The sequence below is a fragment of the Streptomyces sp. NBC_00464 genome, assembly GCF_036013915.1.
Classification (GTDB): Bacteria; Actinomycetota; Actinomycetes; order Streptomycetales; family Streptomycetaceae; genus Streptomyces.
In genome coordinates, this window is record NZ_CP107899.1 from 7,016,440 (window position 1) to 7,030,534 (window position 14,095).

Annotated in this window: 12 protein-coding genes and 2 pseudogenes; 5 read left to right on the top strand and 9 right to left on the bottom strand. The window is 68.6% G+C overall.

All coding sequences use genetic code 11. The features are described 5' to 3' along the window. Positions 1-45: 45 nt before the first annotated feature. Positions 46-483, top strand: coding sequence for a hypothetical protein (locus OG912_RS31545; protein WP_327712284.1), 438 nt, complete (start codon positions 46-48; stop codon positions 481-483). A gap of 313 nt (positions 484-796) precedes the next feature. On the opposite strand, the pseudogene OG912_RS31550 reads toward OG912_RS31545, so the two are convergent. Further along, positions 797-1,204, bottom strand: a pseudogene (locus OG912_RS31550) (mismatch-specific DNA-glycosylase); the annotation flags it as partial. Between the two features lie 67 nt (positions 1,205-1,271). On the opposite strand from OG912_RS31550, the gene OG912_RS31555 reads away from it, so the two are divergent. Together OG912_RS31555 and OG912_RS31560 are read left to right on the top strand one after the other, a co-directional pair. Continuing rightward, positions 1,272-2,468, top strand: coding sequence for a tyrosine-type recombinase/integrase (locus OG912_RS31555; protein WP_327712285.1), 1,197 nt, complete (start codon positions 1,272-1,274; stop codon positions 2,466-2,468). After that, a complete protein-coding gene (locus OG912_RS31560) occupies positions 2,461-4,923 on the top strand; it encodes a tyrosine-type recombinase/integrase (protein WP_327712286.1) in 2,463 nt (820 codons plus the stop codon). The genes OG912_RS31555 and OG912_RS31560 overlap by 8 nt, the downstream gene beginning before the upstream one ends. On the opposite strand, the gene OG912_RS31565 is transcribed toward OG912_RS31560, so the two are convergent. From OG912_RS31565 to OG912_RS31600, 8 genes and pseudogenes are all read right to left on the bottom strand, one after another. Then, on the bottom strand, positions 4,924-5,667 hold the full coding sequence (locus OG912_RS31565) for a hypothetical protein (protein WP_327712287.1): 744 nt from the start codon (positions 5,665-5,667) through the stop codon (positions 4,924-4,926). A gap of 271 nt (positions 5,668-5,938) precedes the next feature. Continuing rightward, positions 5,939-6,097: pseudogene (locus tag OG912_RS31570) on the bottom strand (uracil-DNA glycosylase family protein); the annotation flags it as partial. A gap of 19 nt (positions 6,098-6,116) precedes the next feature. Next, positions 6,117-7,559 carry an adenylosuccinate lyase gene (purB, locus tag OG912_RS31575; protein ID WP_326734831.1) on the bottom strand — a complete coding sequence of 481 codons (1,443 nt, stop codon included), beginning with the start codon at positions 7,557-7,559 and terminating at the stop codon, positions 6,117-6,119. A gap of 192 nt (positions 7,560-7,751) precedes the next feature. After that, positions 7,752-8,594, bottom strand: coding sequence for an SGNH/GDSL hydrolase family protein (locus OG912_RS31580; protein ID WP_327712288.1), 843 nt, complete (start codon positions 8,592-8,594; stop codon positions 7,752-7,754). Positions 8,595-8,717: 123 nt separating this feature from the next. Continuing rightward, a complete protein-coding gene (locus OG912_RS31585; protein WP_326734829.1) occupies positions 8,718-9,737 on the bottom strand; it encodes a hemolysin family protein in 1,020 nt (339 codons plus the stop codon). Continuing rightward, positions 9,734-11,071, bottom strand: a complete 1,338-nt coding sequence (locus OG912_RS31590; protein ID WP_327712289.1) for a hemolysin family protein — start codon at positions 11,069-11,071, stop codon at positions 9,734-9,736. Before OG912_RS31590 ends, OG912_RS31585 begins: the two co-directional genes overlap by 4 nt. 220 nt (positions 11,072-11,291) lie before the next feature. Then, positions 11,292-11,711 carry a GNAT family N-acetyltransferase gene (locus tag OG912_RS31595; protein WP_327712290.1) on the bottom strand — a complete coding sequence of 140 codons (420 nt, stop codon included), beginning with the start codon at positions 11,709-11,711 and terminating at the stop codon, positions 11,292-11,294. 80 nt (positions 11,712-11,791) lie between these two features. Further along, positions 11,792-13,072 carry a cytochrome P450 gene (locus OG912_RS31600; protein WP_327712291.1) on the bottom strand — a complete coding sequence of 427 codons (1,281 nt, stop codon included), beginning with the start codon at positions 13,070-13,072 and terminating at the stop codon, positions 11,792-11,794. Positions 13,073-13,405: 333 nt separating this feature from the next. Between OG912_RS31600 and OG912_RS31605 the strand changes: the two genes are divergently transcribed. Further along, complete coding sequence (locus OG912_RS31605; protein ID WP_030921856.1) at positions 13,406-13,633, top strand: hypothetical protein; 228 nt, start codon at positions 13,406-13,408, stop codon at positions 13,631-13,633. After that, a complete protein-coding gene (locus OG912_RS31610) occupies positions 13,630-14,001 on the top strand; it encodes a fic family toxin-antitoxin system, toxin component (protein ID WP_327712292.1) in 372 nt (123 codons plus the stop codon). Before OG912_RS31605 ends, OG912_RS31610 begins: the two co-directional genes overlap by 4 nt. Positions 14,002-14,095 lie beyond the last annotated feature (94 nt).

Sequence of the window (14,095 nt, forward strand, 5' to 3'; positions counted from 1 at the left end):
GAGGGCGAGGGCCCCGTTGTCAGTGCCGGACGGTTTACTGACGGCATGACCACCGCACATCACCTCCGCCTCATCGACGGGATGCGCACCCGAGAGTTTCCCGCGGATCACATCCGATCGGGTTCGGGAGTCAGCGGGCCCGGCTACCACAGGGCGTCCTTGCACGCCGACGACGATCACTGGGACGATGACGAGGTGGGGCGGCTGGAGCACCGTGCGCAGTGTCTCGCGGAGCATGAGGCCCTGATCACCGTGCTTGGCGCACGCTGGGGCGAGCCGCAGTTGATCAGCTTGTGGAGTGCCCAGGAGCGAATGATGTCGGGTGAGGAGATACCCGACCCGTGGGCCGAAACCATTGCGGGCTGTGAGTATCTCCGGCTCTGGAACATAGAGAGTCGGTGGATCGCCCTGGCGCTGTATCTGGAGGAGGAGGGCCTCGGGTGCGAGCTCAGCGTGGTGGTGACGGAGATCGATCCTCCGTGAGTTCTGTCGCGGGGCGGCGGGGCGGGGTAGCAGTGCGGGGCCAGGGCATGCGCGAGGTGCTGCGGGCATGAAGGCATGAGGGCGTGCAGGGGCGTGCAGGAGCGTAGCCGTAGCGTGAGGCGCGATTCACCCCGTTGAGTCCCTGGGGCAGTGCCCGTCCCGCGCCTGTGCCGGGTCCGGCCCTGCTGGGGTCGTGGCGCTGTCTGACAACGGGGGCCCGGGACCGTTCCGGCAGGGAGGTCGGGCGTCGGCGGCGCTGTCGCGACGGACGTGTGTCCGGCGCGACAGCGCCGCCGGAAGGCGCGTTCGGTCGTCAGGCCTCAGTGGTGGGGCTCGTGGGGTCCGAGTCGACGGCCGACCGGAGACGTCCGTACTCATCGGCCATGGAGCTGATGGTCCAGTGGGCGTTCAGGCCGCTGGGGTTGGGCAGCGCCCAGACGCGGGCCCCGCCGATCCGCCGGTCCTGCGGCCCGATGCGGGCCTGTCGCTCGCCGAATGCCGTCCGGTAGGCCGTGATCCCGACGACGGCCAGCCATTGTGGTCGCAGCTCCTCGACCTTCGAGGTGAGGAGCCGGCCTCCGGCGCGGAATTCCTCAGCTGACAGTTCGTCGGCCCGGGCTGTGGCTCGGGCGACCACATTGGTGATGCCCAGTCCGTGGAGGAGCAGTTCGGACTGCTCGCAGGGCTTCAGTTGCCGCGGGGTGAACCCCGACCGATGCACCGTTATCTGCACCATCTCTTCTCGTTGATCGCGGTGACGGTCCCCGAGATCAACGAGGAGAGTGGAAGTGGACCTGCGACACGAACTCATGGAGGGACGGGCGGATATTCCCCGCGTCGGGGCTGTGCTCCCGGCGCGAGGCGTCCATCCGCCGTACATCGTCGTCAACGGGTACGACGACGAGATCAAGCCGGTCACCGCGTACCTGCGGGACCTGGCCCTCAACGACAGCAGTCCGCTGACGGTCCGCAGCTACGGGTACGGGCTGCTGCGCTGGTTCCGGCTGCTGTGGCTGCTCGGTGTGACCTGGGAGAAGGCGACCGAGGCCGAGACGGCTGCTCTGACCGGCTGGCTGCGCTCGGCGGTGAACCCGCAGCGCCGACGGAAATCGGCGGACGGACCGGCCCCGGGCTCGGTGAATCTGCGGACCGGGAAGCCGGTGCTGCGGGCCGGGTACGCACCGCGGACGATCAACCACGCCTTGTCGGTGGTCAGCGGGTTCTACGAGTTCCACGCCCACCAGGGCAACGGTCCGGTCACCAACCCGGTCCCCGTCTCGCCGCAGCGTCGCCGGGCGCTGGCCCACCGCAGCCCGCTGGAGCCCAAGCCGGTGCTCGGCCGGGCCCGGCTGCGGCAGAAGGTCGCCGACCGACCGCCCCGGTCGATCCCCGACCAGCTGTGGGACGAGCTGTTCGAGCGCATGGGCTGCGAGCGCGACCGCGCTCTGCTGGAGTTCTACGTCTCCAGCGGCGCCCGCGCCGAGGAACTGCTCGGCGTCGGCATCGGCGATCTCGACTGGGCGGGCCAGAAGATCTACGTGATCTCCAAGGGCACGCGGGAACGCCAGGCGGTTCCGGCCTCGCCGCAGGCGTTCGTGCGCCTGGCCCGCTACCTCGATGAGATCGGCACCCCGCCGACGGACGGGCCGTTGTGGCGGACCCGTCGCGGGGCGGACCGGCCGATGTCCTACTGGGCGATGCGCCGCGTCCTCCAGCGCGCCAACGAGGCACTGGGCACCAACTGGACCCTGCACGACCTGCGGCACACCGCCGCCAACCGGATGGCCAACGGCGGCAAGCTCACCCTGCCCGAGGTCCAGGCCGTCCTGCGCCACGCCAACATCCAGACCACCAGCCGCTACCTGGCGGTCCGCGTCGAGGAGATCTTCGACAAGCTCACCGAGCACTACAACGCCCCGCGCATTGAGCGGAGCTACCCCACCGGCTATGCCGCCGACGACATCGCGGCGGTGTTCGGTGCCTGAGACGCAGCTCCGTACCACCGGCCTCAGCCGCCGCCACGGCCCGGTCGCCGAGGGCCTCCAGTTCCCCAGCCGCTTCGTCGGCGGCCCAATCACACCGGAGCCCGCCGTCGCGGCTACGCCTCCGCGGCCGCATGGAGAGTTTGCAACCGCCTCCGTCTCAGCCCTGTCGCAGGTGGCCGGCTCCTCCTCGATCTGGCCCGACAGGCCCCGCGCCACCCGCCTGAACTGGAAAGACTCCACGCGCGTGCTGCTGGAGTACCTCCTCACCTTCCCCGGGAAGAGGTGGCAGGAGCGATGGGACGCCAGCCCGCTGGGGCAGGGGCAGATCGCTGCGGAAGAGGTGGGATCGCGCCGGACTACGGGCAACGGCGTCGTCGCTGGAATCCGGGCTCTGTACTGCCTGCGAGTCATCCAGCCGACACCGCTCGCCTTCCGGCGCAATCCTCTGCCGAACTACGGGGCGATGTTCATGGCCGCCCAGGAGGATCCGCTCCTGCACGAATACGCCGAGCAGGTGCGCGCCCACCAGTTCCGCCAGGTGCACCGCCGCGACGCGATCAACGAGCTGTGCATGCTGCTGACCATCCAGGGCGTCGCCCTCAGCGATGTCACCCCGGCCGCGTTGCTGCACTTCACCCATGAGAACCGGAAGGCACGTTCCAGCCTGAAACCGGGCAGTCCGGTGTCCAACCGCCTGATCGGCCGGGGCGTCTGGAACGTCTTGCACGCGATGGGGCACTTTCCTCCCTCCACGCCCGAGTCGATGCGGGCCGCCCTGCTGCGCGGACAGCGCAGCATCGAGGAACTCGTCGATCAGTACGAGATCTCCAACCAGGCCGTGCGCGGCCTGCTCATCAACTACTTCGCCCGCCGCAAGGCCGACACCGACTACGCCACCCTCAAGGACCTCATCTGCAAGCTCACCCGCCATTTCTGGAAGAACATCGAAACGATCAACCCGGACCAGACCGACCTGCGGATCTCACCGGAGGACTACACGACCTGGCGCCAGATGATCACCGTCAAGGACGACGGCAAGCCCCGCGTCGGCCAGGACAGCATCGTCATCGCACTGCGCAGCTTCTACTACGACCTGCACACCTGGGCCGCCGAGGAGCCCGAACGCTGGGCGGTCTGGGTCGCCCCCTGCCCGGTCCCTCCCGCTGAACTGCGCGGGCTGGGCGCCCGGCGCCGGCGCGTCAACGAGCGCTCCGCCGACCGCACCCGTCAGCGCCAGCCGCTGCTTCCGCTGCTGGTCAACCACGTCGAGACCCGATACGACCGGGCCCGCCTGCTGCTGGAACGGGCCGACAAGGCCGCCGAGGACGAGGTGTTCACCCATGAGGGCACCGAGTACCGGCGCGTCATCAGCGAATCAGACCGTAAGTTCCTGCGTCACGGCGACGCGGTCCCCACCCGCGTCCGGGAGGTCGACAGCGGGCGGATCATCCACATCGGCACCGATGAGGAGGCCGCCTTCTGGGAATGGGCCACGGTCGAGACCCTGCGGCACTCAGGCGTGCGCATCGAAGAGCTCTGCGAACTGACCCACCTGGGCATCCGCCAATATCAGCGGGCAGACGGCGAGGTCATCGCGCTCCTGGTCATCGCGCCCTCGAAGACCGACCGCGAGCGCGTCATCCCGATGTCCGCCGAGCTCTTCCACGTCGTCGCCTCGGTCATCCGCCGCCACACCCGCACCGGCCGGCCGATCCCGCTGGTCAGCCGGTTCGACTACCACGACAAGGTGTGGAGCGCACCGATGCCGTTCCTCTTCCAGCGGCAGAACGGCACGACCCCGATGGTCTTCAGCAGCGCGACCTTCCAGGTCATGCTCGCCAGGCTCTGCGAACAGCTCGCCGAGACGCACCACGAATTCCGAGGGCTGAAGTTCACCCCGCACGACTTCCGAAGGATCTTCGCGACGGAACTCGTCAACAGCGGACTGCCCATCCACATCGGCGCCGCCCTGCTGGGCCACCTCAACATCCAAACCACTCGTGGATACGTCGCGGTCTTCGACGAGGACGTCGTCCGCCACTACCAGGAGCACCTCCAGCACCGACGCCATATCCGTCCCCAAGGCGAGTACCGCGACGCGACCAACGAGGAGTGGTCCGAATTCGAGGAACACTTCGACCGGCGCAAAGTCGAACTCGGCTCCTGCGGACGTCCCTACGGCACCCCCTGCCAACACGAACACGCATGCATCCGCTGCCCGGTGCTCCACATCAGCCCGAAGATGCTCGGCCGCCTCGAAGAACTCGAAGCCGACCTCCTCGCCCGCCTACGGCGGGCCGAGGAAGAGAACTGGCTTGGTGAGGTCGAGGGCATCAACCTCACACTCACCTTCCTCCGCGCCAAGCGCGACGAAACCCAACGCCGGACACGACGTCCCGCCGTCGATCTGGGCATCCCGCAGCCCCGGCCCCGCGCGACGGGGGGCAAAGAATGATCACTTCGGCCGGTGGTCCGGCCCCGGACGCATCAACAGCAGATCCTCGCCCCAGGCATCCAGCGTGGGCCCGAGGCCGGCTTTTCGTGTCACGGCCTCGACCCGTCCGAAGAGCCGCCGCTGGAAGTCCAGGTCACCAGTCCCCGAGATCCGTCCGATCGCGTCCAGAAGCATGCCTGTTTCCCATCCCGGCAGGGGGAATCTCTCCAGCTCCCACTCCAGGTACTTGTTATAGGGACGCGGGCGACGATCCAGCGTGAACAACAGGTCCAGGAGGAAGCCCACGCTGTCGGCTGCGTCGAGACGGGCGGCCAGCAGGTGGCCGTCTCGGGCGTTCTTGACTGATCGATACAGAGAGTTGGCATAGGCATCCAGCCAACCAGCCGCCGCCTGAAACGCCTCGTCGCTGTCAAGCTGCCCCTTGGCAGCGACGAGCTTGGCGATTTCGCCGTCGAGCCGGTCGATCACAATCTGGGCGCGACTGAGGGCATAACGCTCATAGCCGCCGAGCCGACGGAAATCGTCGACCGTGGTGACGACGACATCGACCTCAGCGGAACGGTGACCGTCGAGATCCAAAAGGCCGGTATCCAGCCCCTCTGCCACGATGACGTACACATCGCGGTCGGAATGCTCGGTGGCCATGCCGTCGTGAGCGTGAGAGCCCTTGAGGACGAGTCCGACGACTGCGGGGTCGGTTGCTGCGCGGGCGAGCAACGCCTCATAGGTCAGCTTGGGAATCATGCCGTGATCTCCAGTGAGTTGGACGGACTGCACAGGCCGAACAGCCCTCGCCGCCACACCGACGGGAGAGCGGTCACTCCGTCTGCGACGGCCGCAATGCCGCCGCCCTGAAGATCAACGCACGTTCAGAACGTTACCGGCTCCGGCCTACGGCCGCAGCCCCTTTCCCATCCCGGCTGCGGCCACCGGCCTGAGCCGTTGAAACCGAATCAGGAGACTCATTGACGAACTACCTGCGAGGCATAACACGAACGAGTGAAGTGCAGAGAAGGAGCACCGGCCAGAAACGATTACCGGGGAAGGCGAAGTGATGGCCCGTGGCACCTGTCATCAAGCTCGGGTTGATTCCGCAGAACAGTACGCGCAGGCCGCCCGAGACCACATCGGGAACAATGCGGTCGCGGGCGGCCAGAAGCTGTTCGGGTGTCACCGGTCGGTGGTCCGGTGCATCAGAGGATCGAGCCCGGTGTGTAACCGGCGGCCTCCGGGTGCTGCTTGGTGATCTCCTCGATCCGGCCGACGAGCGCGGTGACCTGATCGCCCGCAGCGCCCGTGAAGGAGAGCTTGTCAGCCATGAGTTCGTCCAGCTGCGCGCGGTCGAGCGGAATGCGCTCGTCTGCCGCGAGCTTGTCCAGCAGTTCGTTGCGCTCCGTGCCCTGCTCGCGCATCGCGAGCGCGGACGCGACCGCGTTCTCCTTGATGGCCTCGTGGGCGACCTCGCGGCCGACACCGGCGCGAACCGCGCCCATCAGCACCTTGGTCGTGGCGAGGAAGGGCAGGTAACGGTCCAGCTCGCGAGCGACGACGGCGGGGAACGCACCGAATTCGTCGAGCACCGTCAGGAAGGTCTCCACCAGACCATCGAACGCGAAGAACGCGTCCGGCAGTGCCACCCGGCGGACCACGGAGCAGGACACATCGCCCTCGTTCCACTGGTCGCCCGCCAGCTCACCGGTCATCGACGCGTAACCCCGCAGGATGACCATCAGGCCGTTGACGCGCTCGCAGGAGCGGGTGTTCATCTTGTGAGGCATGGCGGACGAGCCGACCTGGCCCGGCTTGAAGCCCTCGGTCACCAGTTCGTGGCCGGCCATCAGCCGGATGGTCTTCGCGACCGAGGAAGGGGCCGCGGCCAGCTGCACCAGGGCCGTCACCACGTCATAGTCGAGCGAGCGCGGGTAGACCTGGCCGACCGAAGTGAAGGCCTGCGCGAAGCCGAGGTGTCCGGCGATGCGCTGCTCCAGCTCGGCGAGCTTCGCGGCGTCCCCGCCCAGCAGGTCGAGCATGTCCTGGGCCGTGCCGACGGGGCCCTTGATTCCGCGGAGCGGGTAGCGGCCCAGCAGGTCCTCAAGCCGTCCGTAGGCCACCAGCAGCTCGTCCGCCGCGGTGGCGAAGCGCTTGCCGAGCGTTGTGGCCTGAGCGGCGACATTGTGGGACCGGCCGGCGATGACCAGTTCGCGGTACTCACCGGCGAGCTTGCCGAGCCGGGCCAGGACCGCCACCGTGCGGTCGCGCATCAGTTCCAACGACAGTCGGATCTGGAGCTGCTCGACGTTCTCCGTCAGGTCGCGGGAGGTCATTCCCTTGTGGACCTGCTCGTGGCCGGCGAGGGCGTTGAACTCCTCGATTCGGGCCTTGACGTCGTGCCGGGTCACCTTCTCGCGCTCGGCGATCGAGGCCAGGTCGACCTGGTCGAGGACGCGCTCGTAATCGGCGAGGGCCGCGTCGGGTACCTCGATCCCGAGGTCCTTCTGGGCGCGCAGCACCGCCAGCCACAGCTGACGTTCCAGCTTCACCTTCTGCTCGGGGGACCAGAGGACAGCCAGCTCCGTAGAGGCGTAGCGGCCGGCCAGGACATTGGGGATGCGAGGCTTCGCAGACACAGCAGTCACGTGTCCAGATTCTACTGGCGGTTTGTGCAGGTCGGCGCCGCCCCCGGTTTGTGCGTTGCTACGAGTGCGAGCGGGCGTACGCGCACTTGCACTCGCACTCGCACTCGTACGCGCACTCGTACTCGCACGAGCGTGTGTGAGCGCACGGACGTGGACGCATGTGCCCGGGCGCATCCGTCATCGGTGGCTCGGCTACTCGCCGGCGTCCACCCGTCGCCACGTGGCGACGGGGCCCGGGGCCTTGCCGTCCACGGGGGTGACCCAGAAGGGCCGCCCCAGCTCGGTGCTGAACTGCGCTCCCGTACGGCCGTCGCCCGACGAGCGTCCGGTCAGACGCCGTCCTATCCAGGGGAACAGGTGCCGGCGGGCAAAGCGCACGTCGTCGACGCGCCGGGTGGTCCAGCGCGGCGGGGTTGCCACGGGCAACAGCGCCTGCCAGTCGTTCTCCGGGGGCAGCCCCAGCGTCTGCCAGACCGCCTCCGCCACCCGGCGATGCCCCTCGGCGGTCAGGTGCAGCCGGTCCACGTCCCACATTCTGGGGTCGCCCAGTACGGGTGCCCCGTACAGGTCGGCGACCTCCGCACCGTGCCGGGCGGCAAGGTCGTCTACCAGGGAGAACAGCTCCTCCATCCGCGGCCGGAACCGTTCCATCACCGGTCCGTTGCGACCGGGACTGCGCATCAGGACCAGCTTCTTGCACGAGGGCGCGAGACGTTCCACGGCCTCTTCCAGACGACCGCGGACCATGCCCATGTCGCACTTGGGCCGCAGGGTGTCGTTGAGACCGCCCACCAGTGTCACCACGTCCGCCTGCATGGCTGCCGCCACGTCCACCTGCTCGTCCACAATCTGACCGATGAGCTTTCCGCGCACGGCGAGATTGGCATACCGGAATCCGGGGGTGCGGGTGGCCAGCCGGGTGGCGAGAACGTCGGCCCAGCCCCGGTACGAACCATCGGGCAGCAGGTCCGACATGCCCTCGGTGAACGAATCGCCTACCGCGACGAGACTAGTGTATTTGGCATCTATTTCCATGGCTCTGCGATCGTATCGCGGTGCGGTCCCACCGTTCGCGGAAGACCGCGGCAGCACCGTCCCCGGACCCGAGCCCGGTTCCGCACCCCGAGAGGGGCGCGGAACCGGGCTCGGGAGCCGCGGTCAGCGCGGCTGAGGCCGGCCCACCAGCTCGCGGAGCACGTCCTCCATCGTCACCATGCCGGCCAGCCGGTCGTCCTCGTCGAGGACGGCCGCCAGGTGCGTACGGCTGCGCCGGAGCGCGGTCAGTACGTCATCGAGCGGCGTCGCCGCCCGAACCCGGGCGATCGGACGCATCGCGGTCACCGGGAACGGCATGTCGCGGGGTGTGACGTCGAGGGCGTCCTTCACATGGAGGTAGCCCAGGATCCGCTGCTCGCTGTCCATGACCGGGAACCGCGAGAACCCCGTCTCGGACGAGAGCCGCTCCAGTTCCTCGGGCGTCGTCCCGACCCTCGTGTACATCACCCGGTCCACCGGCAGCACCACATCCCGCACCGGCCTGCGCCCCAGTTCCAGCGCATGGTGCAGTCGCTCGGCGGCGCGGTCGTCGACCAGCCCGGCGTCGCCCGCGTCCTTGACGAGCCGGGCCAGCTCGTCGTCCGAGAACGTGGCCGACACCTCGTCCTTCGTCTCCACCCGCAACAGCTTCAGCAGCGCGTTGGCGAAGGCGTTGATCGCGAAGATCACCGGACGCAGTGTCCGGGCCAGCGTCACCAGCGGCGGCCCGAGCAGCAGCGCGGTCTTCACGGGCTCGGCCAGCGCGATGTTCTTCGGCACCATCTCGCCGAGCAGCATGTGGAGATAGGTCGCCACCGACAGCGCGATCACGAACGAGATCGGATGGACCAGCCCGTGCGGCACCCCCACGGCGTCGAAAACAGGCTCCAGCAGATGCGCGATGGCCGGTTCGGCGACGATACCGAGGACCAGGGTGCACAGCGTGATGCCCAGCTGCGCCGCCGCGAGCAGCGCCGAGACGTGTTCGAGGCCCCAGATGACACTGCGCGCCCGCCGGTTCCCCTCCTCGGCCTGCGGCTCGATCTGGCTGCGCCGCACGGAGATGAGCGCGAACTCCGCACCGACGAAGAAGGCGTTCACGACCAGGGTCATCAGCCCGATGAAGAGCTGTACAGCGGTCATCGCTCGTCCTCCGACGGCTCGTCCGAACCGGGCAGCGGCGCATGCAGCAGCGCCCGTGCGGCGCGGCGTCCGGAGGCGTCCACCACATCGATCCGCCAGCCGGCCAGCTCGATCGTGTCACCTACGGCGGGGATGCGGCCCACCTCCGTGGCGATCAGCCCGGCAAGGGTCTCGTACGGTCCGTCCGGCACACGCAGTCCGATGGTCTCCAGCTGGTCGGTGCGGGCCGCGCCGTCGGCCGACCACAGTGTGCGTCCGTCGGCGTCCTCGCCGGCCGGTGCGAGATCGGGTGTCTCGTGCGGGTCGTGCTCGTCCCGCACCTCGCCGACGACTTCCTCGACGATGTCCTCCAGCGTCACGACGCCCGCCGTGCCGCCGTATTCGTCGATGACGACCGCCATCGCGAGTTTGCCGGAGAGCCGGTCGAGCAGCCGGTCCACGGTCAGGGTCTCCGGTACGAGCAGTGGCTCGCGAAGCATGTCCGAGACCCGCTTGCGAGGCCGCTGCTCGGCGGGGATGGCCAGGACGTCCTTGATGTGGGCGACGCCGACGACCGTGTCGAGGCTGCCCCGGTACACGGGGAACCGGGACAGTCCGGTGGCCCGGGTGGCGTTGGCGACGTCCTCCGCTGTCGCCTGCACGTCGAGTGCCGTGACCTGGACCCGGGGAGTCATCACGTTCTCCGCGGTCAGCTCCGCCAGATTGAGCGTGCGGACGAAGAGCTCCGCGGTGTCGGCCTCCAGGGCGCCCGCCTTGGCGGAGTGCCGGGCCAGCGCCACCAGCTCCTGCGGACTACGGGCGGATGCCAGCTCCTCGGCCGGTTCGAGTCCGAAGCGGCGCACGATGTGGTTGGCCGTGTTGTTGAGGTGGCTGATGAAGGGCCGGAAGAGAGCGGTGAAGGCCCGCTGCGGGGTGGCCACCTTCTTCGCCACGGTGAGGGGCGAGGAGATGGCCCAGTTCTTCGGGACGAGCTCGCCGACCACCATGAGGAACACGGTGGACAGAGCGGTGCCGATGACCAGGGCCACGGACGACGACACGCTGGGCGACAGTCCGACGGCCTCGACCGGGCCGCGGATCAGTTTCGCGATGGACGACTCGGAGAGCATGCCGACGACCAGGTTGGTGACGGTGATGCCGAGCTGGGCCCCGGAGAGCTGGAAGGTGAGGCTGCGTACCGCCTTCATGGCGCTCGCGGCGCCACGCTCCCCTCGCTCGACAGCCCGTTCGAGTTGGCCGCGCTCGACCGTGGTCAGGGAGAACTCCGCCGCGACGAAAGCGCCGCACGCGAGGGAGAGCAGTACCGCCACGAGCAGCAGAAGCACTTCGGTCATCGGTTCACCTCCGTCCCATGATCGGGCAGGGACACGAGGATCGCGCGATGTCGGCGATATCGGCTACTGGGAGGCTCGCCCATGGGACGGACGCTCACACCTTTCCTATGGATCGACGGGGGAGTACCTATAGTAAAGGATCGGCAAAGTGGCGAGGCGGGGTGGTCGTCCGGCTCCCGGACGACCACCCCGGATCCGGCGGGCCCGCCCCGTCCCTGTCTCAGAGCGGCTTCACCCAGCGCCGCCAGTGGTCCTCACGGTGGTACCCGGCCGCGGCCCATGCGTGGTGCGCGCGCTCGTTGGCCTCCAGGACCATGGCATCGGCCCGGCGGCCGCCGAGCGCGACGAAGCGGGCGTCCGCCGCTTCCAGCAGAGCCGTGGCGATGCCCTGCCTGCGCAATCCGGGATGCACTGCCAGCCGGTAGACGTGGCAGCGCCATCCGTCGAAGCCGGCGATGACGGTGCCCACGAGCAGGCCGTCCCGCTCGGCGAGGAGCAGGGCCTCCGGGTCCCTGCCGATCAGCCGGGACACCCCGGCGCGGTCATCACTGATGCTTGTTCCCTCTGCCGCCTCGCGCCAGAACGTCAACACGTTGTCGACATCGGCGAGGGCGGCGCAGCGGATGCGGAGATCACTCATGGGACGAGCCAAGCAGAGCGTCATCCGGATGGGCGAACGAATTCCGAAGCCGTTCGTTCGTGCGGGGTGGCTCCGGTGCCTCAGCGCAGATGCACCGGGAGTGACTCGATGCCGTAGACGATCGACAGCTTCCGGAAGCCGAGCTCCTGCGGTGGCACGGCGAGCCGCATGCCGGGAAACCGCCTGGCCAGTGCGGGGTACGCCACGCGCAGTTCCATGCGCGCCAGCTCGGCGCCGATGCAGCGGTGGATGCCGTGGCCGAAGGCCAGATGGCCGGCCGGGGTGGTGCGGTGCGGGTCGAAGCCTCCGTCGTCCGTGACGTACGACGGATCGCGGTTTGCGCCGCTCAGGGAGCAGAGCACCATGTCGCCGCGTGGGATGACCACCCCGGCTATCTCGATGTCCTCACGCGCGAACCTGGGGAACGCCATCTGCACCGCGGAGAGATACCGCAGCACCTCCTCGACGAACGGAGCGGTCATCGTGTCGTCCGTGCGCAGCCGGTCGAGGACATCCTCGTTCTGCAACAGGACCAGCGAGCCGAGCGCGATCGTGCTGGCGGTCGTCTCGAAGCCGCCGGTGAGGACTCCGTCGGCGAGACCAGCCAGTTCCTCGTCGTCGACGCTGTCCCCGTGCTCCCTCACGATCATGCCGAGCAGCCCGTCCCCGGGCTTGTGGCGCTGCGCCCTGACGACCTCCCTGAAATAGTCCAGCGAAGCGGACATGGCCCCGAAGGGCGCAGTCGTCCCGCCGAAGAGGTCGAAGCGGTCCATCGCGAGCTGCTGGAAGTCGTGCCGGTCCTCATACGGCACACCCAGCAGTTCGCAGATGGTGAGGGAAGGGACGGGCAGAGCGAATTCGTGCACCAGGTCGACCGGGCCGCCGGCGGCCTCCATCGCGTCAAGACGTTCCTCGACGATCGCTTCGATCCGGGGTGCCAGGCGCCGGAGGCGGCGCATGGTGAACTCCGGGGTCAGGATGCGGCGCAGCCGCGTGTGAACCGGCGGGTCGCTGAAGCCGAGCCCGCCGGGGCTCTGCTCGGCGGCGATCCCGGCGTTGCCCGCGAGGTTGGCGAAGTCGGTGCTGAACCCCTCGGCGGATCCGAGTACGGCCTTCGACTCCTCGTACCCGGTGACCACCCAGGCGTCCATGCCGAACGGCAGTGAAACCCTGGACACCGGGGCGCTCGCCCGGGTCGTGGCCACCTGGCGCACGGGATCGAGACCGTCGCGGCGCAGGAGCATGAGCAGTTCCTCCGGCAGCAGCCTGATCGTGGAGGAGCCGATTCCGTGCCGTTGGATCCTGGCCAGGTAGGTGCGCCCGAGCCGGGCGGTGATACGGGAACGGAACGTCGTACTCAATGTGCACTCCATGAGTCGTCGCGAGATCTGGTCGGTTGGCAGGCGTTCGCCGCCAGGACGTGGCCGACTGCGCTGACTTCGGCTGCCTGACCAGGAATTATGACCACTTGTTCGGAAGAGGGGGCGGCCGGGTGCGGTATCGGTCATTCATGCTTCGACGGTACGGCTGCCGGGGCCCCCACGCCCGGGGCGGCCGATTGCGGTGATATGCCAGGTGGCGGCGTTGCGCCGGACTTGCGGAGTGCGCGGAGGCCGGTCCCGGAAGGCCGCCTTCGGCCTTGCCGTGTCCCGTTCCCCTTGCCGGTGCTAGCAATCCCGCGCTAGCTTGAGGGAGTGCCCAAGACGCAGCTCAACGTTCGAGTGGACGAGGCCACCGCCGAGGCCGCGCGGCAACGCGCGCTCCAGAGGGGGATGAGCGTGAACCGCTACATAGAGGAACTCGTCAAACAGGATGCGGGCGAAGTCGGCCACACCTTCGTCGAGGCCGCCGCCGACTTCATGAAGCAGTACGAATCGGTGTTCGCCGAGGAGTTCGGCCCGGAGCGCAAAGGCACCCGTTGAACCTCCGGATCCATCTTTCCTGGCTGCTCATGGTCGCCGAGCACAAGACCCCCGGTGACCCCCAGGTCACCGACTGGGGCGCGCTGGTTGCCGCGGTCGCACGGCACGAGGCGGAGATCTTCGGCAGCCCCGTTTACAGCGACCCGCACTCCAGGGCCGCCGCACTGCTGCAACTGCTGCTGCACGTGCACGCGCTGGAGCGCTCGAACGCGATGTTCGCCTCGGCCGTGGCCTACGCCTATCTCGTCGCGTCTGGACTCAAGGTCATCACCTCGCCGGAACAGGTGCGCGATCTGGCGCTGCTGGTCAAGGAGGGCAAGGCGGACGTCCGGGCCATCGCCGACGAGCTGCGCCAGTGGAGCCTGTGACCGGGACGTCGTGACCACACCGGTGCGCGGCTGGCGACAACCCGCCCTACGCCCTGCTCGGCGCGGGTGGCAATCCGCCGTGCGTGTCCGTGGC